Source organism: Methanomassiliicoccales archaeon, from assembly GCA_036504055.1.
GTDB lineage: Archaea > Thermoplasmatota > Thermoplasmata > Methanomassiliicoccales > UBA472 > DASXVU01.
Genome location: DASXVU010000043.1, coordinates 1 through 25,151 on the forward strand (window position 1 = coordinate 1; position 25,151 = coordinate 25,151).

Here is a 25,151-nt window from a genome sequence, read left to right on the forward strand (position 1 = left end):
GACGCTCATCAGCATCAGTTCTCCGCCGTGCTCAGAAGCGACCATGCATCCCAGGTCGATGGCGGCGATATTTCTGGGATCGTCGATGGGGATGAGGACACGGTATCTTTCCAGCTCCTCTTCCGTGCGCGGGGCACGAACCGGTATTGGGGCACGCTCGATCTCCTTCTTGCCCTTGGCGAAGTAGTGCAGCAGAAGTCCCACGTTGATGACCGCGAACGCCATGTACCAGGCGAAGGGTTCGTAAAAGAACAGAGTGACCGCTAGGAAAAGCTTTGTGGCAATCCCGATAAGCGGTATGATAGGGAACCAAGGAGTGATGAAGTGACGCTTGACATCGGGCCTGTTCCTCCTCAAGGTGATGGCCGAGATATTGACCAGTGTGAACAATAATAATATTAGAATGTCTGCCACCGAAGCCACCTGTTTCAGCGGCAGCAAGAGAGTCATGCCGATGATGACCACTCCACTTATCAGAAGAGCGGTCACTGGAGTCTGTTTCTTGGGATGGAGTCTGCCAAATGCGGAAGGCAGATTGCCGTCCCGACCCATGGCAAAGGAGACCCTAGATGCGGAAAAGACGATCGAGTTTACAGCGGCGATCGAGCCGACGATTATCCCGAAACCGATCAACGCTGCCCCGATAAAGGGTACAGAAATGGAAGCTGTGTGCGCAATGGCTTCCGAACCGTCAAGACCTGCATTGGCTAGGTTTTGGGACCCAGAGACTCCGATCGCAACGATTGCGGTGGAGACGAACAGGACCGCACTGATCGCGATGCAAAGGAACATGGCCCGTGGAACGGTCCTTTCGGGATCCTTAGCTTCTTCTCCAGTCTGAGCCACGACCTCGTAGCCCTCGAAAACCATGAAGGTGAATCCCATCGAAACGAAAATCGAGAGAGTCCCCATGGGTACAAAGGGGTCATAATTTGCGGAAGTCTGGGGGTTTGTCAGTATGAAGAACACCGAGAAGACCAGGAAGATCAATATTACTCCCATCAGGATGAATGAGACGAATATCTCCGACCTCCCTGCACCTTTGACCCCCCGGTAGTTCAGATAGATGAAAACAAGTGCGATCAGCACGGACGCCATCTTTCCGATGTCGTCGGCGCTGATTCCAAAGAAAGATAATCCATAAAGGTTCATGAAAATGTTAACGCCCACACCGAATCCGATGGCGTAGACTGAGCAGGCTATACAATGGCCGATCCAAGACATCCATCCGCCAAGGAAACCAAATGGGGGGAACATGCCTTCTTTGATCCAGAGATACCCGCCGCCGGTCTCGGGGAACGCCGATGCAAGCTCCGCGTAGGCCATGGCGGTGAAAAGGGTGACGAAAAAGTTCAGGACGAAGGCGAGTATGATCGCCGGACCGGCTATGCCCGCCGCGGCACCGATGAGAATGAAGATGGTGGAACCGATGTTCGGCCCTATGCCTATCATAAGTACCTCGAGCAGGCCAAGGTCCCTTCGAAGGGTGACCTCTACCTCACCAGACTTATGATCCAATGGTTCTGTCATTCAGGCTCCTTATTAGATGGGGTTTATTAATCCTTTCCATAATCGCCAGTTGAGCCTGGAGAGCCAGTAATCAGGTCGGTTTATTCACCGGCCGTATGTCAATCCCATATTCCCGATTGAACCGAGCCAGTCGGGATTCGATCAACGGAAAGAGCGGCTTTTCTGCGAAAATCGTGGCGTCCTTCCCTGTGATAACGTCGTGAATGCAGTTCTCCAAGGCATCGAAACTGTAATCGACACTGATCGAGCGTTCCTTCATAAGACGCCGCGCCACCGCCCCATACGTCCCGGTGGATGAGGTTCGGCAGAGAATGTCCGAGCGGATCCCTTCCTGCCGATCGGGCAGGTCCTCGGTCGGGAACAGGGATAGAACACCGCGCAACGCCCCAAAGGGTGCGAACTTCTGTGCCAGCTCCAGTGTGGTACGCGGATACGGTCCAAGAGGTCGGACCGACCGATCGGAGAGCTCCCGGTTCATCTCGAACATCATCGGGACGGACAGGCCGAGACGCCTCACTCGACCGGCATCGACGAAGAAGCCGTTCGGATCACCGGAATATATCAGTTTTCCCCGGTCCAGAACCCTGATCTCGTCGGCCCAGGCATAAGCCGTCTCCACATCGTGCGTTGACATGATCACCGTCAGACCCTTGTAGTTCAGCTCGTCGGCAAGCTCCAGCAGCTCATGGACCATTTGGGCATCGAGCCCCGCCGTTGGCTCGTCCATGACCAACACCTTGGGCCGCATGGCCAACGCCCCGGCCAATGAAACCCTCTTCCTTTGACCGAAGGAGAGCTGTTGGGTGGGCCTTTCCCGGTGCCTGTCCATTCCAACGAAGGAGAGCGACTCGGCCACACGCCGCTCCACCTCGTCCCGTGGCAGTCCCATGTTCATTGGGCCGAAGGCCACATCCTCCTCCACGGTGGCGGAGAATATCTGATCGTCCGGATTCTGAAGGACGACGGCTATGCTGGAACGGAGCGCGTCCAGCTCGTTCCGGCGATAAGATATCTCCTTCCCTTCGAACGAGACCGTGCCCGCCTTCGGTTTGAATATTCCATTGAAATGGAGGAAAAGGGTCGACTTGCCGGCCCCGTTCGGTCCCAGCAAGGCAGTCTTCTTTCCTTTCGGGATCGTCATATTGATGTCGTCAAGTGCCACAACCTTGTTGGCATAGGCATAGGTCAGCCCTCTGGTCTCGATTATCATTTCATCGGTCATTTGATCACCATAGTTTGAACGACCCGAACACCGCAAAGTTGAGAACGTACAGAGCAGAGAACAGCAGTAATGGAACGATTATCCAGCCCCAGGTCACCCTTGCCGGAGGACGGAACGAATGGAACTGCCCCCGGAAGCCCCGGCATTCCAACGCCACCTGGGAACGGTCCGCCACCTCCATCGAACGTGTGAAGAGCCCGACGGCCAGCTTTCCAGAGGTGCGGAACTTGTTGCGGACTCCTTTGAATCCAAGACGGCATTGGGCAGCCTGATACATTGTGCCCAGCAGCTCCATCAACAAGAACGAGTAACGGTAGATCAACACCACCAGCTCGGATACTTCCTGGGGCAGTCGGACCTGCTCCATCGCTTCCGAGAGGTGGGGGATCGGCGTCGACGTGGCAAAGAAGAGCATCACAGACATCCCGGCCAATGCCCTGACGAACACCAGCAGCCCCAGATTCATGCCGTTGTCTGAAAGGATGAATTTGATCCCCAGCAGATCCATCGAATAGAGGCTTGCCCCTGGCGTGATGAGGGCGATGACGACCGCCCCCACCGCCAGCACAGCCAGGCCGTCCATTATTGCGATCAGCACCACCCGGGGGAATTGGAAACGGGTGGAATAGGCCAGCAACAGGACACCTGATGCCAGTACCAACAGCGGCACTACCACGGAGGAGGCAAATATGGACGCCAGTAGCAGCGACAGGGAAAGGAGAAGCTTGCCCAGCGGAGGCCATCGCCTCATCGGTGAGGCGAACGCGATCTCGTCGATGGACGTGGGCCCGCCGGCAGGGGCCGGCTCTGATGACTTGGTCCTCTTACCTTTCCTGAACCGGTGAACTACATATGCGATGATCGCCAATCCGATCAGCGTCTGAAGCATGAACAGTCCTATCTCCATCGTTGATGAGGGTGTCCAAATGCTGTTGAACCAGGGCTGGTAGTCAGGGACGATCCCCTGTATCAGTTCCCCTCCCCGGTCATCGGCTCCTTTCAGGTCCGAGGTCAGGTTGAAGAAATAGGCCACTGCGATGACGGCAACGATGGCGGCGAGGCCGACAAGATAGGCCATCCTGGTCCGTTTCGACTCCTTACGCACGACATCGCAACCTTGGACGACATCCGGACGGCTCCTGGAAAGGAAGTCGAAGAAGATGACGATGAGGATCCCCTCGGCTATGGCCAGCGGTATTTGGGTGATGGCGAAGATTGCCAGGAAGGCCTCCAACGAGACCACAACGCTCCCGCCCGAAGGATAGGCCAAGGCCAGTTGGAATGATGTCACCACATAGGTGATCATATCCGCGAGGAACGCCGCGATGAAAACGGAGGCTGAGAGCGGCGCCCTGGCCCGCCTGAGGCCCTTGAAGACGGCATAGGCGACGAACGGACCGGCGATCCCCATGGAGAAAACGTTCGCCCCAAGCGTGGTTATGCCCCCATGGGCCAGCAACAGGGCTTGGAATACCAGGACGATGGTGGCCAGGACAGCGGTCACGGCCGGTCCGTAAAGGATCGTGGACAGACCTGTCCCGGTCGGATGGGAAGAGGACCCGCCGACTGAAGGCAGCTTTAGCGATGACAGCACGAAAACGAATGCGCCGGACACTGCCAACACCAACTTCTGTTCCGGATGCTCCCGAAACATCGACCTGATCCGACGGGCACCCCAGACGATGAACGGAAGGGAGACGAGATACCAGAAAAGGCACCAGAGCGGTGGGAGGAACCCTTCCATTATGTGCATTTCTGCTCACACTCCGGGCAGACACCGCGGAGGTGCAGCTCCCACCTTTCTACCCCCAGTCCGGTCCTGCGGGACAATTCCAGGACGTTAAGATCGAAAGGAACGGTGAACACCTTATGACAGACCGTGCATTCGAAATGTGTGTTGGAGAACGGATGCCGGACGAAAGCAGCGGAGGTCCCAATGCGCGACTCCGATATCAGCCCCTCGAGCACCAGCTTGTTGAGGTTCCGATAGACCGTGCCCAGGCTGACGTTCGGCAATCTTTCCCTGGCTATCCGGTAGACCTGCTCGGCGTTGATCGGGTCATCGCTCGTGTAGACGATGTCGACTATCACCTTCAACTGCTTGGTCCATCGCGCTTTGGGCATATCAGTAATGATTCTCATTATCATTATTTATGACTTTTCCACGCTGGATGGATGGATTAACTCCGTTAACACACTTAAAAAACGAAGGAATTGTGTTTGGCGTTCGGCGAGATCAAGGAAGTTCGGGCGGCTTCGGCCTGAAGGCCTTGCGCTTCACGACCACATACACCGCAACGATCGCCATCTGAAGAGCGATGACCGCTATCACCACCGCGAAAACGGACAGGAGACCGCTATTGTCGTTGATGTTCTTGACCGGCGTGGTCACTGTCACGCTATCGCTCCATCCCGATTCGCTGTTGTTGGTCAGGGCCTTCACATTGTAGGTGTATACGGTCCCCGTGCCCGCCTGGTCATCATGGACTGAAGTGATAGGGACATCCGAGAGGCCGACCGAGACATAGAATAAGGTCGAATCGCCCGATGACGATTGCCTTCTCACCTCATACTGGGTGATATTGTTCCCCGCATTCGATATCGGGGCATTCCAAGAGAGATCAACAAAATCCGTTCCGGCCACCGCCCGGAGTCCGATCGGCACGCTGGGGAAGGAATTCGGAACGAGGGTCACGTTATCGCTCGGGTTACTAAGGCCGATGATGTTCTCAGCCACTATCCAATAGGTCATCGTCGATGCCCAGGATGGCATACGATCGTTATATTCGAGGTCGGTATCGTTCAATTGGGACAGAAGCACTGTTCCGGTTCCATTGATCTCACGGTAGACCAGATAGTGGGTTATCCCCGGACCGGTCTGGTTCGGCTCCCTCCACCAGATATGGGCGACCCCGTTCCAATTGGAAGCCCCTACCGCGTACGGCTCGGAGGGGACCACCTGGGGCTTGGCAGCCATGGCGACGGGGAGGACGGCCATCAACGTCAATTGGATGACCACAAACACGAAGAGGAAACGAGGGATTCTCAAATCATTCAGCTCCAATATCAGGGTCAGTTATTTTGACCGGTTTTATCAACCTTTCCCTGGACCGATCAAGGTCTTGCGCATAAGGTAATTGTTCCCCTTTCGGCAGACCTTCCTGTAACCGAGATGACGGTAGAAGCGCAGCGCCTCATCATTTGTCATCTGGACCACAAGCTCTACACCCTCATATCCGGCTCCCAGGGCCTTTGACTCGACGTGCTTCATGATCTCGGTGCCGAATCCGCGATGCTGCATGTCCTTCCACAATTGTATGGAGGTTACGAACATATAGCGGTCGACCGTCTCCAGAGACACATAGCCGGCGAGCTCTTCGTCGACCATGGCCACCTCGGTGTCCACGTCCTTGGACATGAGCCATTCCAGAAGGGGCTCGTCCCGCCATTCCATCCCCCATGCCGAGCGGATGATGCTCGCCATGTTTTCCCGGCTCATTTTGACCAGGGAAGGGATGTCGCTGCGGTTCATCGCCCGGAAACGGATCATCGGGCATCGTAGACTGGCCACAATTGAAATACTCTTCGGCCGGAAGGAAAAACAGTCGTGCGGTAAAATACGATGCTTTAGCACAGAAATTATATATCCGATGGAATTTGGATACCCAATAGGTGAAAGACATGGTGGAAGTCACTGAAGAAGCCACTAAATACATCAAGGACCTGATAGCGAAGAACAGCAAGCAGGGATTCGGGATCAGGATATACCTTTCAGGAATGGGCTGCTCTGGCCCGCAGTTCGGGATGTCCTTCCAGGACAAGGCAAAAGATGGGGATGTGGAACAGAAAGCGGACGAGTTCTCGCTGTATTACGACAAGGAGACGAAGGAAGTCCTCGACTCCTGCACCGTCGACTTCATCGAGACCCCGTACGGTTCCGGCCTCATCGTCCACAACCCGAACATGGCAGGATGCAGTTCCTGCGGCGGCGGATGCCACTAAGGAAATCCCAACCATTTTCGGGGCATACTGCCCCAAATCCTATTCTAATAAGACCCTATTCTCATGAACGTGTTCTTGGAGCATCCTCTAATAAAGAAGGACGTGGTCGAGCAGCGCGAATACCAGGTTGACCTGGCAAGATTGGCGTTGCGCTCCAACACGTTGGTCGTTCTGCCCACCGGGATGGGCAAGACCGTTGTCGCGTTGATCGTAATGGCCAACGTCCTGCAGAAGGGCAAGGGTAAGGTTCTCCTTCTGGCACCGACAAAACCATTGGTGGACCAGCATGCATCCTTTTTCCGCGATATGATCATCGGAAAATCAGTGACCGTCCTAACCGGGGAGGTCGACCCGGAAGAGCGGGAGGCGCTGTGGATCCAGAATGACGTTATCGTCTCCACGCCCCAGGTGGTTGCCAACGACCTGAAGCACGAAAGGGTGTCCCTCAAGGACGTCCAACTCATAGTCTTCGACGAAGCCCACAGGGCCATCGGCAATTATGCGTATGTGGCAGTGGCTCAACAGTTCAAGGACTACTGCCGCCTGGTGCTGGGAATGACCGCCTCTCCCGGAGGGAACAAGGCGAAGATCAAGGAGGTGTGTGAGAACCTGGGCATCGTCGACATCGAGGTCCGTACCGAGTTCGACCCGGATGTCGCCCCCTATGTCCAGGATGTACAGATGCAGCACATCGAAGTGGACGTGCCGGTCGACATGAGGAAGATCATAGCCATCCTCTCATCCCTCTACGAGACATACATAAAGGAGCTGACCAACATGGGCATGCTGGACCGGGGAAGGCCAGTGAACATGCGCTATCTCCTGGACCTGCAGACGAACCTGCAGGCGCGGCTCCGTTCCGGGGAGAAGAACAAGAACATTTACCGTGCCCTCAGCCTCCAGGCCATGGCGGTGAAGATGGAGCACGCTCTAGGACTGGCAGAGACCCAGGGCACATCGGCATTGAACGCCTACTTTGAGCGTTTGGTGGCAGAGGCGAATTCGGACGAGGGATCTAAGGCATCCAAGGTAGTGGTCTCATCGGAACAGTTCAAGGACGTGCTGGAGCTGATGAAGACCATCAGGTCCGAACATCCAAAGCTGTCGAAGGTAATGAGCATAGTCTCCCAGCAGGTCAACGATAAACCGAACTCCCGAGTGTTGGTGTTCACCCATTATCGAGATACTTGCGACTTGATGGCGACGAAGCTTTCCACTATTCCAGGTGTCAAGGTGGCCAAGCTGATGGGTCAAGCGGACCGGGTGGGGGAGAAGGGACTGAGCCAGAAGGGACAGGTCGGTGTGCTGGACAAGTTCCGTAACGGCGAGTACAACGTGGTGGTGGCAACGTCCGTTGGGGAAGAAGGATTGGACGTGGCCCAGACCGACCTGGTGGTATTCTATGAACCGGTCGCCTCGGAGATCCGCTCGATCCAACGGCGGGGCAGAACTGGAAGGAAAAGGGCCGGCCGGGTGGTGATCCTGATCACCAAGGACACCAGGGACCAAGCCTACTATTATGCGAGCATCAAGAAGGAATCGGCCATGCGGAAGAGGCTCAAGGCGCTGAGCGAAGAGCTGAAGGAAGAAAAGGCGCAATGCAAGGACGAAGGCCCCGAATCGGACAAACGGCCGGACAAGCCAGGACAGGCATCGCTGTTCGATTTCTGATGCTTGAACGAAACCTCAGGAAGTTGATTGAGCTCAGTTGGACAAAGGCTTTTAACAAAATGGACGTGTGGTCTTCTTGAGGCTATGACAATCACTTTCACAGATGAGGAGCAGAACAGTGTGCTCGACCTTCTGATCGGATCGAGACACACGATCCGAAAATTAAAGGCAGAGGCGCCCCCTAGACCATTCATCGAGGAAGTCCTCAAGGCGGGTCTGCTCGCCCCCTATGCCCAGATATGTGTGACCAGGGAGGATTTCCGGCGTTTCATTGTCATCCCGCGGGAAAGCCCGGCGACAGCCCTGACATCAATGCTGATAAAACGGAAAGCATCGGCCATGTATGAGGAATATGACAGGATCCCGATGGACGATCCGAGGAAGGGAATGGGCGCGAAGTATTTCGGCTTCCTCAAATTGATCGGCCAGCAGGGCCTGCCCGCCCTGGGCAAGGCCCCCTACTATGTCATCGTCGCTGAACAGAAGGGCATCCCCGAGGTCGCTCTCCAATCCATAGCCCATTGCCTGCAGAACATGTGGCTGAAGGCCACCGCCCTCGGTCTCGGAATGCAGCTCCTTTCAATCACGGAAAGGATGGCGGAAGACAAAGAGTTCTGCGAACTCATCGGCATCCCATATGGCGAGTACGTACTGGATGGATTCCTGATCGGATTTCCCGATGCTCCCCCGGTCCCGGCAAAGCGCCCCTCATTGAACGAGATCACGAGATGGTTGTGAGGTGAACAGGACTTTGTACAATCGTCTAGCGTCAACACCTTTATAGGGCAAATCCATTAGTCAAGTCATGCTGTTCCAGGAACTGGTCGATACATATGAGAGGCTCGATAAGACGTCGAGCAGGCTCGAGATGACCGATATATTGTCGCAGTTCTTCAAGGCGGCGGACCGCGGTTCCCTGCGGAAAGCGGTCTACCTGACCCAGGGACAGCTGTACCCGGACTTCAACCCGCAAAAGCTGGGAATGGCCGATAAGCAACTTTTCAAGGCCCTTGCCTTCATCTCCAAGAAAGGAGAGTCCACCATCCAGGAACTGATGATCAAGGAAGGGGACCCTGGAATGGTAGCCTTCCGCCTGATCCCCCGAAGGGCCCAGACCACTCTGACCTCCGAACCGCTCACCTTGGACCGGGTCTATGCGGCCTTGGAACAGATAGCAGTATCGGAGGGCGGAGGTTCGCAGGACACTAAGATGAAGCTGCTTGCCCGGATCCTCGTGGATGCCAGCCCTGAGGAGGCGAAGTACATCTCTCGCATCGTGACCGGCAAGATGAGGCTAGGCGTAGCGACGATGACCATAATCGATGCTCTGGCCACCGCTTTCGCCACCAAAGAGGAGAGGGATATCGTGGAGAACGGCTTCAACGTCTCATCCGACCTGGGACTGGTGGCAGAGATCCTGCAGGAAAGGGGGATCGCTGGCGTCAAGGAGATGAAGGTCAAGGTAGGAAACCCGATAAGGGCAATGCTTGCCGAAAGGCTCCCCTCACCCAAGGAGATACTGGAAAGGATGGGCGGGACGGCGGCGTTCGAGTACAAGTATGACGGCGTGCGCGTCCAGGCCCACATCGACCAAGGAAAGATAACCCTCTACTCGAGGCGTTTGGAAGACCTGACCGGACAGTTCCCCGATGTGGTGAAGGCCCTGGGGGAATCGTTCAAGGCCAAAAGCGCGATCGTCGAGGGGGAATGCGTTCCGGTGGACATAAACACCGGAGAGTTCCTGCCGTTCCAAGAGGTCTCCCACCGACGCGGAAGGAAGCATGGCCTGGAGGAGGCCGTCGAAGATTATCCGGTACGGATGTGCCTGTTCGACTGCCTGTACCTGGAAGGCGAGGACATCACCCAGCAGCCGTTGCTGAAGAGGAGGGCGGCGCTACAGTCGGCGGTCCATCTCTCCGAATCGGTGAAGCTTTCGGAAATGCGGGTGCTGTCGGACGAGGCCAGCGTAGAAAAGTTCTTCCAGGAGGCATTGAAGGACGGCTGCGAGGGCCTGATGGCCAAGTCCATCGCCCCAGAATCGGTCTATCGCGCCGGCAGCCGGGGGTTCCTCTGGATCAAATACAAGAAGGAATACCGGTCGGAGATGACCGACACCGTTGATCTGGTGGTGGTCGGGGGTTTCGCTGGGAGAGGCAAGCGCAAAGGCTTCTACGGCGCACTGCTCATGGCCACCTACAACTCGAACGATGATACCTTCGAGACAGTGTCCAAGCTAGGAAGCGGTTTCGACGATGCCGCGCTAGCCTCCATGCTCACATTGCTGGAGAAGTACAAACGAACGGAAAAGCACCACCTGGTCAAGAGCAACATGCCAGCGGACTTCTGGTTCGAGCCGGGCATTGTGCTGGAAGTGCTCGGTGCCGAGATCACCCTATCACCGATACATACCTGCGCGTTCGGAAGGGTGCGGAAGGATGCTGGCCTGGCAATTCGGTTTCCCCGCTTTACCGGCAAGGTCAGGGAGGACAAGGGACCCAGGGAAGCGACGACGACTGATGAGTTGGAGAACATGTACCGTTCTCAGTTGAAGAAGATAGAGGATTGAGACCCGATGGCTCAGGGTCTCGATGGCGGCCTGTTGTTTCCGTAGGGATGGTGGACCGTCCCTGAACGTGTGGGTTTTGGGGCATCGAAAACCTGCCAAAGATACAGGACCAGGAATGGAGTTGACAGTATCACGGCGGTGATGACCTTGACCGACAAGGAGAACTCATCGGGTGTGAATATCAATATGATCGAGGCCAGAGATAATAGGGCGAGGAACCCACCGAACACCAGAAGCACAAAGCCCTTTACGAACTTCCTCATGTATAGATGACCCATTCCTAGGATACCCAGAAGGCCGAGGACCACTGCCAGGGTCAATGCTAGGCGCGAGCTTTTGACCGGGAGACCATTGGATTGAGGACATGTGGACTGATCTTGTGCATTCCTATCTGAATATTCCATCGATGGATTTTCTGCGCATTCGGCAGTTGCTGACCATGTGTTCAGAACCGCTTGTCTTGAGACAATTCTCCCGCAGCTTGGGCAGAACCCGAAATCGTCGACGTAAGAATAACCACAGCCATCACAGGTCCGGACCTGAGGTTCGCCGGTGACCCTGATCTTGTGCGGCGCAGGCCTTTTACTGTCCTGCCTTCGATCAGACGTTCCCCCTCCCATGAGTTCTTGAACAGCAACCTTCGACATATTGATTCCGATTCTCTTAATGAAGGCATTGTAATGGCTTTCAACAGAGCCTGACCGGCCGAATTATTTTGTGACCGCAATCCATATCGGAGTGCCAGTATCGCGATCATCCCTCATCATTCCGAAAGAACACCATTATTCCGATTGAAATCTGTATTCTGCGGTGATAATGGGTCTGGCTTCGGCATCCTTGTGGAAGCCAGAACGCTGATGATCACCCTAGGCAATCGAAATCGTATCTCCGGGATGTGATTCCTATTATACATTTATCTACTATTCCAATAGTCCTTGCACAAATGTCTCGTTAGCAAAGCTTTTATTGCAATTTTAGATAACCGTGGATAAGTTTGTGAGACAAATAATCATAACGAAATTTGCAGAGTCTCCAATGAATCTTCGGAAGCGACATCGGCGCGGTGACGCAGGGTGGTCAAATGAGCATTTCCAGAGCAACAAGGATCGGCTTGATGGTGGCATTAGGAATGATACTGGTTCCGTTAATATCCAGGTCGGTCTCTGCGACGGATGGGCTGCCCGGTGATGTCAACCAAGGAGACACTGCCTGGCTTCTGATCTCCACGGCGCTGGTATTTGTTATGACCCCAGCAGTTGCGTTCTTCTATGGAGGGATGCTGAGGAAGGAGTCTTTCCTTTCAATGCTTGGACAGAGCGTCATCATCATCGGAATCGTGACCTTGATCTGGGTCCTGTTCGGTTATTCCCTGGCATTCGGTGGCTACCACAGGGACCTCATTGGCAATCTTGACTTCGTTCTCCTTGACAAGGTCGGGGGATTGCCCGACCTGGATTATGCCCCCACCATCCCATCCATCCTTTTCGCAATGTACCAACTGATGTTTGGGATCATCACGGTAGCGCTCATCATCGGGGGTATCGCTGAGCGGATGAAGCTAAAGGCCATGATCATCTTCCTGGCTGTCTGGACCTGCTTGGTCTATCTCCCAGTGGCCCATTGGATGTGGGGCGGTGGATGGCTCGCCAAGCTCGGAGCATTGGACTTTGCCGGAGGTGCGGTGGTGCACATCACGGCTGGCGTTTCAGTCCTGGCGGCAAGCATCGTGCTCGGAAAGAGACTGTCTGTCATAAATGGCAATGGAGACCACCCGCACAACATTCCCATGGTGGTGCTCGGCGGCGGGCTGCTGTGGATGGGGTGGTTCGGTTTCAATGGTGGAAGTGCTCTAGGCTCCGGATCCCTGGCGGCACAGGCATTCGCCAATACCCATATTGCCGGGGCGATGGCAGCGATCACCTGGGGGTTGGTAAGCTGGCTTCACCTCGGCCGTCCATCCGTCCTTGGCCTCATCTCGGGCGGCGTCGCCGGTCTGGCAGCGGTCACTCCAGCTGCTGGTTATATCGACACTAGAGGAGCGATCGTGATCGGGCTTGCGGCCGGAATATTGTGCTATTGCGGCATATTGGTGAGAAAGAAGTTCAAATTCGACGACGCCCTCGACGTATGGGGCGTGCATGGAATCGCAGGCACGATGGGCATGATCGCAGTCGGCTTGCTTGCCACCTCGCACGTGAACGAAAAAACGGTCATCAACAATGGGCTGCTCTACGGAGGCGGATTCACTCTGCTGACCGCACAATTGATAGCGGTGGTGGTCATTTGGATATTCGCATTTGGGATCACGTTCGTGATGCTCAAAGTGCTGAGCCGGTTCACCCCCATCAGGATGACGAAGGAAGAGGAACGCGTCGGTGCGGACATCATCCAGCATGGGGAAACTGCTTACTCGTGAGGTGGTGCTGATGAAGCGGATCGAAGCGGTAATACGGACGGAGAAGCTGAACTCGGTCAAGAATGCGCTGGAAGAGATCGGGACCGTCGGAATGACAGTCTATGACGTCCATGGAAGGGGAGAACAGAAGGGGCTCGAGTTCACCCATAGGGCTGGAACCTACAGGGTGGACCTCCTCCCTAAAACGAAGATCGAGATAGTGGCCAGCGATGCGGAGGTGGACAAGATCGTGGAAGCGATCTTGAAATCCGCCCGCACTGGCGATATCGGGGATGGCAAGATATTCGTCAGTAATGTGGAAGAGTCCATCAAGATCAGGACTGGCGAGGTTTCGACAAAATAGGAAGGCCGCCGTCTGCCATCGGGAGGGATCTGCATCGATACTGATACGAAATGCAAACAAGATGCTCCTTCCATGGCACCGAAACCTTCAATGAGGGTTCAAGACCGACGTCGACGATAGACTATCAAAACAGCCGTATCGAACTCGCCGGAAGCCATAGCAATCTTGACCGGTCCGGAACCATCATCTATTCAAACAAAGCCCTCGCAGAATTTGTCGGTTTACCGGATACCGGCATCACGGGGAGGAGCTTTTTCAGGGTCCTATCAGCGGACTCTCAGGGTGAGCGCCGAGGACGAAGGACCAGGATACTTGACGACAAGAAAGTGGTTGGTATTCGAAAGAGGATTCTCCGAACCCGCTGGCAAGGTGGCCGAGAGCACCGGGTTCGGGCATTCGATCGTGTCTGCCTTGACTGAAAGATGCCACGGAAAGGCCCGCACCGAGGAGAAGGTACCAACCTGCCCCGCTTTTGGGAAGCGTTTTTCGTGGTCGAACTGCGGTTGGCCGGAGATGATCCGGCTGAGTCGTTCCCGCATACCCTGATCTAGCAGGCCCGTTTCCGGTGTCCAGCTCTTCAACCCAGTCGCTTGCCGCAGACACCGCAGAAAGGCGTGCCGGATGCATCCGAACCGCAGTTGGGGCATTTCTTGCTCGTGGTCAGCGGCTGGATTGGCAATTGTTGGACCGGCTCGGGTTCTGGCGGAGATTCAAACTTCGGAGGCTGGTTCTCAGATGCCTGCCAAGGGACCCGGTTCGATCCAGTGAACATACCCGTTGACGATTTCCCTCCGCGCCTCTTCATGGCCACGAACACCAGGACCAGGATTATGGCGATCACGCCTATCAATATCAGGATCAGGAGTCCGAGGTCAGTGCCGTTGTTGCCGATGGTGATGTTGCCCATGACCAGGCCCGTTCCGGTCACCTGCGCATCCACCTTCTTGGTGTCGATCCCTGGGCCGCTTATCGTGATGGAATGACCGCCCGGTGAAGCATTGATGGAGAAATTCCCGTTTGAATCTGTCATTGTCGATGCGCCGCTCTCCAATGCCACGGTGAGATTCGCCATGCCTTTCCCGTTCGTGTCGACAACCTTCCCGGTGACCAGGAACATGGCCACCGTCCCTACCCCGAACCAGGTGGGGCTGGTGAAATCAGAGGCCCCGTTGACGTAATACACGATCAAACCAGCCAGATCCGATGACACCCATCCCCTACCGCAGATCGGAGCGTTACCATCGAATTGAAGGTGGGTCAGATACTGAGTGCTGGTGAACGCCCTCTCCTCAACCTCTGCCACGCTGCTTGGGATGATGGCCGATGTCAGGTTTGATAGGTAGAATGCTGAGGCACCGATCTTGGTGACGCTGTTCGGTACGATGAATGAGCCTGTCCTCGCGCTTGGGAACGCGATCAGGGTGTGGATGCCCTCGTCATACAATACGCCGTTCACACTGTTGTAGTTCGGGTTGCCGCCACTGACATCGATCTGCTTTAGCGAGGTCATACCGAAAAAGCCCCCGCTGCCTATGGAGGCGACGCTATCGGGTATCGTGATGGCGGTCATCAAGTTGCATCCGGAGAACGCGCCATTCCCGATGGTGATCACGCTGGACGGGATAGTGAAAGCCCCAGACTTGCCGCCTGGGCACTGGATGAGGGTCGTCATGTTCTTGTTGTAGAGAACGGCATCGTTGCTGACGAAATTCGGGTTGCTTGCGTTCACATTTATCGCCGTCAATGACCGGCAGCTGCCGAAAGCCTGGGAACCGATCGATGCGACCTTTCCCGAGATTGTCACCGAGGTCAGTGCACTGCATGACTGGAAAGCCTGCACTCCGATCGTCGTCACATTCGTTCCAAGGCTTAGCGAGTTCATTTTGTCGCAATAATAGAATGCATTGTTTCCGATATAGGAAACGCTGTTGGATAGTTTCGCTGTCACCAGAGCGGAACAGTAGCTGAACGTGTTGTTCCCGATGACGGTGACGTTGTTTCCGATGATCAAGGAGGTCAGACCGACACAGTTGGAGAAGGCTCGGTCCTTTATCACCTTGACCGTTTCGGGAACGGTGAACCCACCTAGCTTCTGAGTGGGGTAAGCGATCAATGTAGTGGCAGCCTTGTTGTACAATGCACCATCGATGCTGACGAAATTCGGGTTGCTTGCGTTCACATCGATACTGGTCAATGATAAGCAGTAACCGAACGCCATATCGCCGACCGAAATGACACTGGCAGGGATGGTCACACCGGTCAGGGAGTCACAATAGGCGAACACGTATCCTCCGATGGTGACGACGCTATCCGGTATCGTCACCGAGGTCAGGGCGTCGCAACCATAGAACGATTGGTATGCGATCACGGTCACGCTGTTCGGAATGGTGACGGAGGCAAGACCCTGACAATTCTGGAACGCATAGCTGTCTATCTTGGTGACACCGTTCGGTATGGTCACTGAGGTAAGGTTCATGCAGTTATAGAATGCGGTGCTGCCTATCGTGGTGACGCCGTTGGGGATCGTGAAGGTCCCTTCCCTTCCAATCGGATACTGGATCAGAGTGGTGGCTGCCTTGTTGTAGAGCACCCCATCGACACTGCTGAAACTGGGATTGGATGCGTTAACGTCGAACGAGGTCATCGAGCTGCATGAGTAGAATACCCCATAGGCCAGGGAGGTGACGTTGGCCGGGATGGTCACCGAGGTCAGGGCCGTGCAGTAATAGAAGGCCTCGAAGTCGATCGATATGACGCTGTTAGGTATCGTCACCGAGGTCACCGAACCACAGGAATAGAATGCGTACTCGCCGATGCTTGTGACGTTATCCGGGATGGTCACCGCTCCCGCCTTTCCGGAGGGGCATTGGATCAATGTGGTGTTCGCTTTGTCGTACATTATGCCATCCATGCTGGCATAGGCCGGGTTGGATGGGCTCACATTGATCGAGGTCATGGCATTGCAGCCAGCAAAGGCATATCCCCCGATGTAGGAGACAGATGAAGGAATTGATGCCGTTGTGAGCGAAAGGCAATTGAAGAAGGTCCAATTACCGATGACCGAGACACTGCCGCCGATCGTTACGCTGGTGATCGCGGTGCTATAGGCGAATGCGTAGTCATCGATCAGTCTAACGCTGTCCGGGACCACGACGGACGTGATCCTCGTATTGTCGGAGAAAGCCGACTCCCCGATCTCCCTCACCGGCTTGCCGTCCAGGGAAGCGGGGATGACGACCGCGCCGCCTTGCCCGATGTAATCCGTGATCCTGACCTCCGACCCATTGATGTATTCATATCGATAGTTCGTGGTAGAAACGGTCGCTCCCTCTGTGGCGCTGGTGGCAACAAAGAATGCACCCGATATCAACATCAATACGATAATTGTGGACTTAACGTTCATGAAATGATTAGCCAAATGCTCGCCGCCTGTTTCCCATCCCATCCGATTTTGATTCGGTTGGCAGTTCATGATGCAATTGAGGATTTATTGTTTTATCGTGGCTCGAAATGGGTCAAATGAGGAAAGCAGCCCCGATCATCGAGAGCAACACGGAAAATGGGCCAGGTCATATGGAAAGGACACTATCGGATATGAAGACCACGGGCTAGAGCATGTGGCGGCATCGCCACGCATCTACCTGGTCCCAATAGAAGGTCGCCGGTCACAACCCAGTCAAGATTGTGCGGATGAAAACTTTTATACCCTCCTCAAGTATAGGTGCCTTCCATGGAGATTATACAGCTAGAGAAGGACAAGGATTCGATCCTTATCCAGATCAAGGAGGCCGACATGACCCTGATCTCACCTCTGGTCAAGGAGCTTCTCGAGGACGAAATGGTCTCAGAGGTGAAGTACACCGCTGGACATCCGGACCTGGAGATCCCAACACTTTATGTCAAGGTCAAGAGCGGCAAGCCCCAAACGGCCTTGAAGAGGGCGGCCAAGGCGCTTTCCAACGAGTTCAAGGAAGCTCGAGAGAAGCTCGAAAAGGACCTGAAGTAGTCATGGTCTATTCAGAGAACCCGAACCGCGAACGGGAGATTGGCATCGAGGTCTTTTTTACCTCCACAAAAGGGACTGGAGGGCGCCTCAAGGTCAATTACGAGGATTTCATCGTCAATGAGATCTCCATATATCCCGAGAGGACGGAGAACGGAAGATACGCCATCGCCAAGATCACCTCCACCAACTGGGAGACAAACCGGTTGGTCCGGATGATATCCAAGAACCTGGGCATCACGCGTAACAAGATCACCTTCGCCGGCACGAAGGACAAGCGGGCGATCACCTCGCAACTGTTCTCCATCGATGCCCCCGTGGAGGCGGTCCAGGCTTTGAGCATGCACCAGGTGGTGGTAGAGGATGTCTATTCCTCCAAGAAGCATATCACGATCGGAGACCTGATAGGCAATGCCTTTCAGATAAAATTGAGGAACACAGAGCTAAAGGGGGAGGAACTGGCCGCTTCACTATCCCAGACCAGGGGCGAACTGGAGGCGATCGGCGGATTCCCTAACTTCTTTGGGGTCCAGCGGTTCGGCTCGATAAGGCCGGTAACCCATTTGGTGGGAAAGCACATCGTTCACGGTGATTTTGAGAAGGCGGTCATGGTCTACATCGGCAACCCGAACGAAGAAGAGGACGAAAGCTCCCGCCTGCCGCGACAGCACCTCCAGGAGACCATGGACTTCGAGGCAGCGATCGGGGAGTTCCCTCGAACGCTTACGTTCGAGCGCATGCTCATCGGCTGGCTGATCAGGAACCCGGGGGATTGGGCCGGGGCCATCAAGACGCTGCCCCCGAACCTGCAGATGATGTTCGTCCATGCCTATCAGTCATACCTGTTCAACCTCATCCTGAGCGAACGTATCAGGAGAGGAATCCCTCTTGACCGCCCGGTGGTCGGGGACGTCGTTCTGCCCGCCGACCGGTCTGGTTATGCCGACCACGATAAGCCCGTACCGGTGACGAAGTTCAACCTGGACCTGGTGGAGAAGAGCATGCGGGAGCGCAAGGCTTACCTCTCCGGTGTGCTGTTCGGATCGGAATCCAAGTATGCCGAGGGAGAGATGGGCGAGATCGAACGGAAGGTCGTTGAGACGGAAGGCGTGCAGCTCAGGGATTTCGTGGTGCCCCAGATCTCCGAGTGTAGTTCCAGGGGTTCGCGCCGGGAACTGCTGGCCCCGTTCCGGGACCTCAAGGTGGTATGTACTGAGGACAGCGCCGACATCTCCTTCATCCTGGGCAAAGGTTGCTACGCAACGGTCATGCTCCGCGAGTTCATGAAATCAGACCTGCTCGATTATTGAGCGGTCCGATCCGTTCCGGAAAACGAAAGAGGTTCAGAGCCGGGACCAGTCCTTTGACTGTCTGTCGTCGTCAGACTCTTGGGCAGCCTGTGGCTCCAGGCCTTCGCTCTCCTCGAGTATCGCCCTTGGGTCCTTCTTCACCGCCGGTGCGGCCTTCTTGGTCTTGACCGCTGCCCCTTCGATAGGAGCGTGGCAGCGAGGGCAGAGCCCTCCCCTGACACACTCCTCGCACAGGAGCGATGAGCATTTCGAACAGGCCGTGACCGCAGCCTCCCCGTGGAAAAGGCACCGCCTCCCGGCAACCTCCAAGGAATCCACCTTGGCGGGGCGCTTTTCCTGTTTGTAGAACGTCTGGTAGAGGTCCTTCTGCTCGTCCCCGAACATGATCGGTTCTCGCGAGGGCTTCTTCTCCATCACCGGGACGCCGGATTCAACCTGATATTCCACCGCCGGTGTCGTCTTGGGCTCGGGGCGGGCCCGCCGGGGCCTCTGCTCCGGCAACGCGATCGGCTCCTCGGATTCGACCCACTCCTTCGGATTCGCCGGCCTTTGCTTAGGCCGCAAAAGCGCTTCCTCGGCGGCCTCGACCGGGGCTGGCTTCGGCTCATTGGCCCTCAGCGTCTTTATGACCGACATGAGACGGCGGGCGGTGTATATCCCCACCCCGAGCGTCTCGATTATTCCCATCACGTTCCGTTTCTCTTCCGGCAGGTTCATCGCCGTCCGCAGCAGCTTCTCGGTCCGGGCATCCATGATGTGGTGGCTCAGGTCCATCTTGTTGACCTTCTCCACGTAGCTCAGGACCTTCTTCGCCCGGACGATGTCCTTGCCCGGCAGCGCCATCATGACGTCAGACAGGCCCAGACCGGTCTCCTTTACCCGGGGGTTCCTGGCCGCCGCCATGAGCACATAGCGTGAATCCTCCTCGTATTGGTCGAGATCGGCATCGTTCATCAGTTCCACGTTGACCGTTTCCCTCACGTCCAGGAACGCTGTGACCTCGTCCAGGCTGTTGTATGGGATACCACACTCCTTGAACATCTCCTCTTTGGACATGCGGCGGTTCTGCCGGTATTCGCATTCCAGGACGCTGGTGGCCTGATTTACGACCTCGATCTCATGCAACTTCTGTTCCGCCGACCTCAGCGATTCCCTTGCCTGGTCGAAGTTGGGATTGAGCTCCAGGGCCTTCCTCAGCGAGCTCTGGGCTTCGACGTATCTGCGCAATTTCAGATAGGAAACCCCTTGGCCGAAGTAGGCGAACGGATCCGACGGGTCCAGTGCGATGGCGGCGTCAAAGCTCTTGATCGCCTCCTCCGGTCGTTGCAGCTTCTGGCAGATGTCTCCCTTTTCCATGATCATGCGCCGGTTCTTGGGGTCGCAGGCCAGGGCCTTCTTTATCGCCTCGTAGGCATTGGCCGGATCGTCCATCTGCAGTCTGATGACCGCTATGCGCTCCCAGGCACTGGCGTCCGAGGCGTCCAGCGCCACCGCCCTGAGGAATGATTCCAGCGCGTCGCTGTAGTGTTTGAGCTCCTCGAGCGCCCGGCCCTTTGCCTTGTAGATCCCCTGCTCTTCCGCCCCCAGCTCGAGGGCCCGGTTCAGGCAGATCACGCAGTCCTGGAACTGTCCCAGTTTGAACATGACGTTGCCCTTGTACTTCCAGGTCTGGGAATCGCCCTTGTCCAATGCCAGCGACGCGTCGAAGGCGTCCACTGCCTCGGCCAGATTGCCCAGGGATGCCAGCGCCCGCCCGCGGTCGCTCTGGAAACGGGGATTGCCTGGCTGACCCACAACGCACTGGTCGAAGACCTTCAGGGCATGGTCGTACTCCCGCATCAGCAGATATGCCCGCCCCTTGTTGTCGAGCGGCATGAGATCGGAGCTGTCCAGGGCGAAGGACCGGTCGAACTCGACGACGGCGTCCGCATATCGGCCCAGACCGATGAGCACCAACCCTTTGCGGTTGTGCAGTTCCTTATCCTGGTCATCCACCGCCAGGGCCATGGTGTAGGTGTCGTTGGCCTCGGCCAGCCTTCCCAGACGCTCCAGCGCGAATGCCTTGTCCATAAGGGCCGGTTTGTCGCTTGGGTCCACTTTTAGGATCGAATCGCAAACATCGATGATCTGCTCGGGAATTCCCTTGGCCACCACCGAGGTCTTCTTGTAATGGAGGATGGTAATGTTTCCTGGATCGATGCCGAGGGCGGTGTCGAAGGAATCGATCGCATCATCGAAATCAGACAGCCGGTGGGACGCCACTCCCATATCGACGTAGGCATTGCGGTTCTTCCCGTCCAGCTTGATTATTCTCTGACAGACCTTGACCAACTCTTCCAGGCGGTCGGTGTGCTTCAGCGAGACCTTCTTCATCTCCAGCAGCTCGATGTCCTTGGGTGCCTTCTCCAGAGCTTTGTCGAAGGACCTTATGGCTGCCTCATGGTCGTTCATCTTGGCCAGCACCTGGCCGATACGAACGAGGACGAACTTGTTGTCGCTTTCCAGACGAACGGCCTCCTCGTAGCAGTCAAGCGCCTGAGGATAGCGCTGCAGCCATTCCAGCGCCACGCCCTTGCTCAGCCACATGCTGTTGTCCTTTGGGTCGATGGCCAACGCCTCGTCATAGGCGGCGACCGCCTCCTCGTAACGTTTGGCGTTCTCCAATGCCAGACCGCGCGAGTATATGAGGTGCTTCTCGCCTGGCGAGAGCTTCACCGCGTTCGTGAATGATGTGACCGCGTCCGCATAACGCTTCAGGGCGAAGTTGCTGTCCCCCTGGACCCTCCAGAAAGCAACCTGGTTGGGATACATCTGGGTGCCCAGCGTCGAGCGGGCAAGGGATTCCTCGAACCGGCCCATCGAGTACAGGGCCGAGGAAAGGTCTTTGAGGTTGTCCTTGTCGTCCGGGTCCAATGCCATGACCTGTTCGTACAGGGCGACGGCGTCATCTTTCCGGTTCATCCGGTCCAGGGCGACCGCCTTGTCGAAGAGCGCCCCCTCGTTGACCGAGTTGACCTTCAAGATCCGATCACACGAGTCGAGCACGTCCTTGTCCTTGCCGATGTGCTTGTACGACTCCTTGATGCATATGAGCGGCGCCTCATTGGAGGGCTGGACCTTGGCCGCCTTCTCCAGCGGTCTGAGGGCATCCCGGTATCGGGTGGACCTCATGTAGGCCGATCCCAGGTCCATGAGCGCCTGGAAGTCGTCCTTCTCCTTGGCCAGCTTGGCCTCTGCCAGGGAGATCACCTCCTCCATGTTGCCGGTCTGAAGCATGATCTTGCGCTTGCGGGCCATCAACTCTTCGTCCAGCTGGTATCTCTTGAGCGCCAGATTGACCGCCTCGGAGGCCTCTTCGAACCTCCCCAACTGACTGAGCGAATCTATGCGCTCCAGGAAGACGCTGCGGTCCTCCATCTTCCGGCCGAGTAATTTGCCGGAGTAGAGGGCGATGTCCTCGTCCATCCCTCTCTTCTTAGCCACCTGGAGCTTGCCGTTGATCGCCACGATGAGCTCGGGATCAATGGCCAATGCCCGGTCGTAGGCGGTGGAGGACTCCTCCAGCCTATCCATCTCGAACAGGAGGGCGGCGACCTCCGCCCAGGTGAACTTGTTCATGCCATCGTTGCGGAGCGACTCCTTATACTGGGCCAGGGCGGCAGCCTTGTCTCCCTTGTCCTTGTAGCCACGGGCCTTATAGAGATGGGCCAGTGCATTCCCCGAGTCCCGGGCCAGAACATCGTCGTAGATAAGAAGTGCTTGGTCGGTCCTCTTGAGGAGGGTCAGGATCTCGCCCTTCCTCAACATCATCTCGACGTTTCTGGGCATGAGCGTGACCGCCTGGTCGATCGCAGTCAGGGCCTCCTCATATCGCTCCTGGGAGACCAGCAGGTCCGCCTTGCGTTTGAGCAGGGAAGCCTTGTCATCCGACCTTTGGATCATCCGATCGAGAATGGACAAGTCTGAAGGGTCCAGCTCATTGGCCTTCTTCAAACAGAACATTACCATGTCCTGCCGTCTCTCGTGTTCATAAAGATCGGCCTTGAAGAGCCAGACGCTGGTGTCCGAACCGGGAAGAAGGGTTGCCTTGTCCAGGGTCGAGATCGCCTGCGGGAACTCACCCTTCTTGACCAAGGCCCTCGCATAGGCCAATAGGGCTGGCAGGTCGGTCGGTGCCGATTTCAAGGCCAGGTCGGCGGAGTTGGCTGCATCGAGTGCCATCCCACAGTCCAGATAGTCTTTGGAAAGTCTTACCAGCGCTTCGACCAGAATCCCCTGTTGGGCCGGTTCGACGGCAGCTCCCAGAAGCGCATCACGTGCCTTGGTCAGTTCGGAAATGGCCGCGTCAAGGTTCCTAGCGAGAACGTAACGCTCCGCAACTTCCATCGATTTCTGCGCCTTTCGGACCGCCCTTATATCGGTCTCTTTACCAGGGTTCAGGAGTCCCATCCCATCACCTTTGGGTCGTTAATCAGCGTGATTGCACTAAAACCTTTTCACTGGATTCTTATGAATTTATATTGTCGGCGGAATTAGAAAATATGTCGGACATCAAAAATCCCGGACGGTTGCCCCATCTTCCATGCAAAATCTAAATTTCATATTGGACTGGTATTCAAAAAATGATATCAGAGAAAAACCATTAAATACCGAATATCTTGTATCATTATTTGTCTGACATAAAGTCGGACACAAACTCTAAGGAATGGGATGCAATGGGGCTTGAGGAGATATCGGCACAATATGGAATCGGCCTTGACGTGTTGGAGTGGATGCAAACCCACACCATAAATGACCTGACGCACATCGCGGAAGGCATGGACGCGAAAGGGATCGATCTAGAGGAGCTTTGGTGCCTCATCAACGACCTACGTGTCATGAATGACAATTAGGGCATTGATCTGACAACAATGCTTGTTCCGTTAACGACTCGGAGGACGACGGAGGATGGGACCTTCGTCCTCCACCCCAAAACTTCTTATCACATGTTCTACCGAATGGATTGTTTCATTAAGCACCTGCAACAATATTATCAGTGTTTATGGCGAAATCCTTGCTGAGCTCTGTCATCGAGGACCCCGTGGACATTGAGCTCATTGGTTGGATTATGCTGATGGTCGGGGCGATAAGCCTCATATTCGGAGCCATGGCAGCGCTAGCTGGGTTCACCGAGCAGATGAATGGATCGGTGGTTGGAAGACTGCTCTTGTTCGTGACCATCGGTGCCGTGTCGATCTGGCTCGGGGCAAAGGTCATGAGATGGGCCAAGACCGGTTCGATCAGGAACAAGGGGGAACTGACCGACATAGGACCGCTTACCCTCATCGTCGCAGTCATATTGATAGTGGTCATCATGATGATGACTGCCCCGAACCTCTTGGCAGTGGAGTTCCAATGGCTGATGGCGGCTGGATTGATCACCGTCCTGTTGGTATGGATGCAGAAAAATCGGAAACCGAAGGCAAGGCCCACCAACGGTTGATCTCTGATTTTCGGCATGACCTGACCATGGCTGGCCATCCAGAGACAATAAAAGTTTTTTATATCAATGAACCATTAGGTCGCCCAACTCGCAGGTGTAATCTAGCGGTTAGGATTTTAGCCTTCCAATCCCCCGAGGACGGGGACGAGGCTAGCTAAACACTCGGGTTCGAATCCCGACACCTGCACTTTTATGCATATCCAGCATTTCTGTTCTATAGGCAATTAATGGGTTGACCTCTCTTGCGACCAGGTCTTGAGGGATTTTGGACATGTCACCCAGCTGTTTCATTCGTGTATGAAAATAAAAAATTCAGATATTCATTTGAACATTGATGAAGATCATACATCACCCTGGACGACCCTTCCATTTGACAAACATCATTCCGAAGAAGGAGTATAAAATTGAGATTTCAATTTCCCCAATTACTCCCTCCTCCTATCATAGTAGTCATTTTCCACCTTACGTTCAATCGCCTCTTGCGTCTTGGATTCCTTTTGTCTATCCCTATGAAGGAACAAACGGCCACTTGGATACAGTATTGTGGCTGCATCCCACTCACCATCAGAACCCTGAACGCTCCATCCTGTTCTAGAGAATGCAATG

General features: G+C 55.5%; 21 protein-coding genes and 1 tRNA gene. 12 read left to right on the forward strand and 10 right to left on the reverse strand.

Annotated features, from left to right (window positions below):
* The 6 genes from VGK23_10135 to VGK23_10160 all read right to left on the reverse strand — a co-directional run.
* Positions 1–1,530, reverse strand: a 1,530-nt coding sequence (locus VGK23_10135; GenBank protein HEY3420900.1) for an amino acid permease, incomplete at its 3' end; no start/stop codon positions are given.
* Positions 1,531–1,600: 70 nt separating this feature from the next.
* Positions 1,601–2,752 (reverse strand): ATP-binding cassette domain-containing protein, encoded by a 1,152-nt coding sequence (locus VGK23_10140; GenBank protein ID HEY3420901.1) that lies wholly within the window; start codon positions 2,750–2,752, stop codon positions 1,601–1,603.
* 4 nt (positions 2,753–2,756) lie between these two features.
* Positions 2,757–4,505 (reverse strand): energy-coupling factor ABC transporter permease, encoded by a 1,749-nt coding sequence (locus tag VGK23_10145; protein HEY3420902.1) that lies wholly within the window; start codon positions 4,503–4,505, stop codon positions 2,757–2,759.
* Positions 4,496–4,876, reverse strand: a complete 381-nt coding sequence (locus VGK23_10150) for a transcriptional repressor (GenBank protein ID HEY3420903.1) — start codon at positions 4,874–4,876, stop codon at positions 4,496–4,498. The genes VGK23_10145 and VGK23_10150 overlap by 10 nt, the downstream gene beginning before the upstream one ends.
* A gap of 112 nt (positions 4,877–4,988) precedes the next feature.
* Entirely contained in the window at positions 4,989–5,816 is an 828-nt protein-coding gene (locus VGK23_10155) for a fibronectin type III domain-containing protein (protein ID HEY3420904.1), read from the reverse strand.
* A 30-nt stretch (positions 5,817–5,846) separates the two neighbouring features.
* A complete protein-coding gene (locus VGK23_10160; protein ID HEY3420905.1) occupies positions 5,847–6,302 on the reverse strand; it encodes a GNAT family N-acetyltransferase in 456 nt (151 codons plus the stop codon).
* A 131-nt stretch (positions 6,303–6,433) separates the two neighbouring features.
* Here VGK23_10160 and VGK23_10165 point away from each other — a divergent pair, with 131 nt between their 5' ends.
* From VGK23_10165 to VGK23_10180, 4 genes are all read left to right on the forward strand, one after another.
* A complete protein-coding gene (locus VGK23_10165; protein ID HEY3420906.1) occupies positions 6,434–6,754 on the forward strand; it encodes an iron-sulfur cluster assembly accessory protein in 321 nt (106 codons plus the stop codon).
* A 69-nt stretch (positions 6,755–6,823) separates the two neighbouring features.
* Positions 6,824–8,425: a DEAD/DEAH box helicase gene (locus VGK23_10170; protein ID HEY3420907.1), complete on the forward strand. Its 1,602-nt coding sequence runs from the start codon at positions 6,824–6,826 to the stop codon at positions 8,423–8,425.
* Positions 8,426–8,509: 84 nt separating this feature from the next.
* The gene (locus VGK23_10175) at positions 8,510–9,163 is read left to right on the forward strand and encodes a nitroreductase family protein (protein HEY3420908.1); all 654 of its coding nucleotides are present in this window, start codon (positions 8,510–8,512) and stop codon (positions 9,161–9,163) included.
* Positions 9,164–9,230: 67 nt separating this feature from the next.
* Positions 9,231–10,991: an ATP-dependent DNA ligase gene (locus tag VGK23_10180; protein HEY3420909.1), complete on the forward strand. Its 1,761-nt coding sequence runs from the start codon at positions 9,231–9,233 to the stop codon at positions 10,989–10,991.
* Positions 10,992–11,002: 11 nt separating this feature from the next.
* Here VGK23_10180 and VGK23_10185 read toward each other — a convergent pair whose 3' ends face one another.
* The gene (locus VGK23_10185) at positions 11,003–11,254 is read right to left on the reverse strand and encodes a hypothetical protein (GenBank protein ID HEY3420910.1); all 252 of its coding nucleotides are present in this window, start codon (positions 11,252–11,254) and stop codon (positions 11,003–11,005) included.
* A gap of 818 nt (positions 11,255–12,072) precedes the next feature.
* On the opposite strand from VGK23_10185, the gene VGK23_10190 reads away from it, so the two are divergent.
* The 3 genes from VGK23_10190 (at position 12,073) to VGK23_10200 (ending at position 14,296) form a co-directional block, all read left to right on the forward strand.
* Positions 12,073–13,407, forward strand: a complete 1,335-nt coding sequence (locus VGK23_10190; GenBank protein ID HEY3420911.1) for an ammonium transporter — start codon at positions 12,073–12,075, stop codon at positions 13,405–13,407.
* Positions 13,408–13,417: 10 nt separating this feature from the next.
* On the forward strand, positions 13,418–13,750 hold the full coding sequence (locus VGK23_10195; GenBank protein ID HEY3420912.1) for a P-II family nitrogen regulator: 333 nt from the start codon (positions 13,418–13,420) through the stop codon (positions 13,748–13,750).
* Positions 13,751–14,062: 312 nt separating this feature from the next.
* Positions 14,063–14,296, forward strand: a complete 234-nt coding sequence (locus tag VGK23_10200; GenBank protein HEY3420913.1) for a hypothetical protein — start codon at positions 14,063–14,065, stop codon at positions 14,294–14,296.
* Positions 14,297–14,327: 31 nt separating this feature from the next.
* Here the strand turns inward: VGK23_10200 and VGK23_10205 are convergent, their stop codons facing one another.
* Positions 14,328–17,123, reverse strand: a complete 2,796-nt coding sequence (locus tag VGK23_10205; GenBank protein HEY3420914.1) for a leucine-rich repeat protein — start codon at positions 17,121–17,123, stop codon at positions 14,328–14,330.
* 357 nt (positions 17,124–17,480) lie between these two features.
* Here VGK23_10205 and VGK23_10210 point away from each other — a divergent pair, with 357 nt between their 5' ends.
* Both VGK23_10210 and truD read left to right on the forward strand, forming a co-directional pair.
* On the forward strand, positions 17,481–17,756 hold the full coding sequence (locus VGK23_10210; GenBank protein ID HEY3420915.1) for an RpoL/Rpb11 RNA polymerase subunit family protein: 276 nt from the start codon (positions 17,481–17,483) through the stop codon (positions 17,754–17,756).
* Between the two features lie 2 nt (positions 17,757–17,758).
* The gene (gene truD, locus VGK23_10215; protein HEY3420916.1) at positions 17,759–19,063 is read left to right on the forward strand and encodes a tRNA pseudouridine(13) synthase TruD; all 1,305 of its coding nucleotides are present in this window, start codon (positions 17,759–17,761) and stop codon (positions 19,061–19,063) included.
* A gap of 33 nt (positions 19,064–19,096) precedes the next feature.
* Here truD and VGK23_10220 read toward each other — a convergent pair whose 3' ends face one another.
* Complete coding sequence (locus VGK23_10220) at positions 19,097–23,512, reverse strand: tetratricopeptide repeat protein (GenBank protein ID HEY3420917.1); 4,416 nt, start codon at positions 23,510–23,512, stop codon at positions 19,097–19,099.
* A gap of 221 nt (positions 23,513–23,733) precedes the next feature.
* On the opposite strand from VGK23_10220, the gene VGK23_10225 reads away from it, so the two are divergent.
* The 3 genes from VGK23_10225 (at position 23,734) to VGK23_10235 (ending at position 24,732) form a co-directional block, all read left to right on the forward strand.
* On the forward strand, positions 23,734–23,955 hold the full coding sequence (locus VGK23_10225; protein ID HEY3420918.1) for a hypothetical protein: 222 nt from the start codon (positions 23,734–23,736) through the stop codon (positions 23,953–23,955).
* A 149-nt stretch (positions 23,956–24,104) separates the two neighbouring features.
* Complete coding sequence (locus tag VGK23_10230) at positions 24,105–24,545, forward strand: hypothetical protein (protein HEY3420919.1); 441 nt, start codon at positions 24,105–24,107, stop codon at positions 24,543–24,545.
* A 90-nt stretch (positions 24,546–24,635) separates the two neighbouring features.
* Positions 24,636–24,732: transfer RNA gene (locus tag VGK23_10235), tRNA-Gly, on the forward strand.
* 238 nt (positions 24,733–24,970) lie between these two features.
* Here VGK23_10235 and VGK23_10240 read toward each other — a convergent pair.
* Positions 24,971–25,151, reverse strand: a 181-nt coding sequence (locus tag VGK23_10240; GenBank protein ID HEY3420920.1) for a hypothetical protein, incomplete at its 5' end; no start/stop codon positions are given.

Bases quoted from the DNA above. Each gene is read 5' to 3' on its own strand.
- VGK23_10195 (HEY3420912.1), top strand. From the start codon at position 13,418: ATGAAGCGGATCGAAGCGGTAATACGGACGGAGAAGCTGAACTCGGTC.
- VGK23_10210 (HEY3420915.1), top strand. From the start codon at position 17,481: ATGGAGATTATACAGCTAGAGAAGGACAAGGATTCGATCCTTATCCAG.
- VGK23_10205 (HEY3420914.1), bottom strand. From the start codon at position 17,123: ATGTTGATATCGGGTGCATTCTTTGTTGCCACCAGCGCCACAGAGGGA.
- VGK23_10185 (HEY3420910.1), bottom strand. From the start codon at position 11,254: ATGAGGAAGTTCGTAAAGGGCTTTGTGCTTCTGGTGTTCGGTGGGTTC.
- VGK23_10190 (HEY3420911.1), top strand. From the start codon at position 12,073: ATGAGCATTTCCAGAGCAACAAGGATCGGCTTGATGGTGGCATTAGGA.
- VGK23_10150 (HEY3420903.1), bottom strand. From the start codon at position 4,876: ATGCCCAAAGCGCGATGGACCAAGCAGTTGAAGGTGATAGTCGACATC.
- VGK23_10180 (HEY3420909.1), top strand. From the start codon at position 9,231: ATGCTGTTCCAGGAACTGGTCGATACATATGAGAGGCTCGATAAGACG.
- VGK23_10140 (HEY3420901.1), bottom strand. From the start codon at position 2,752: ATGACCGATGAAATGATAATCGAGACCAGAGGGCTGACCTATGCCTAT.
- VGK23_10220 (HEY3420917.1), bottom strand. From the start codon at position 23,512: ATGGGACTCCTGAACCCTGGTAAAGAGACCGATATAAGGGCGGTCCGA.
- VGK23_10230 (HEY3420919.1), top strand. From the start codon at position 24,105: ATGGCGAAATCCTTGCTGAGCTCTGTCATCGAGGACCCCGTGGACATT.
- VGK23_10175 (HEY3420908.1), top strand. From the start codon at position 8,510: ATGACAATCACTTTCACAGATGAGGAGCAGAACAGTGTGCTCGACCTT.
- VGK23_10165 (HEY3420906.1), top strand. From the start codon at position 6,434: ATGGTGGAAGTCACTGAAGAAGCCACTAAATACATCAAGGACCTGATA.
- truD (HEY3420916.1), top strand. From the start codon at position 17,759: ATGGTCTATTCAGAGAACCCGAACCGCGAACGGGAGATTGGCATCGAG.
- VGK23_10145 (HEY3420902.1), bottom strand. From the start codon at position 4,505: ATGCACATAATGGAAGGGTTCCTCCCACCGCTCTGGTGCCTTTTCTGG.
- VGK23_10160 (HEY3420905.1), bottom strand. From the start codon at position 6,302: ATGATCCGTTTCCGGGCGATGAACCGCAGCGACATCCCTTCCCTGGTC.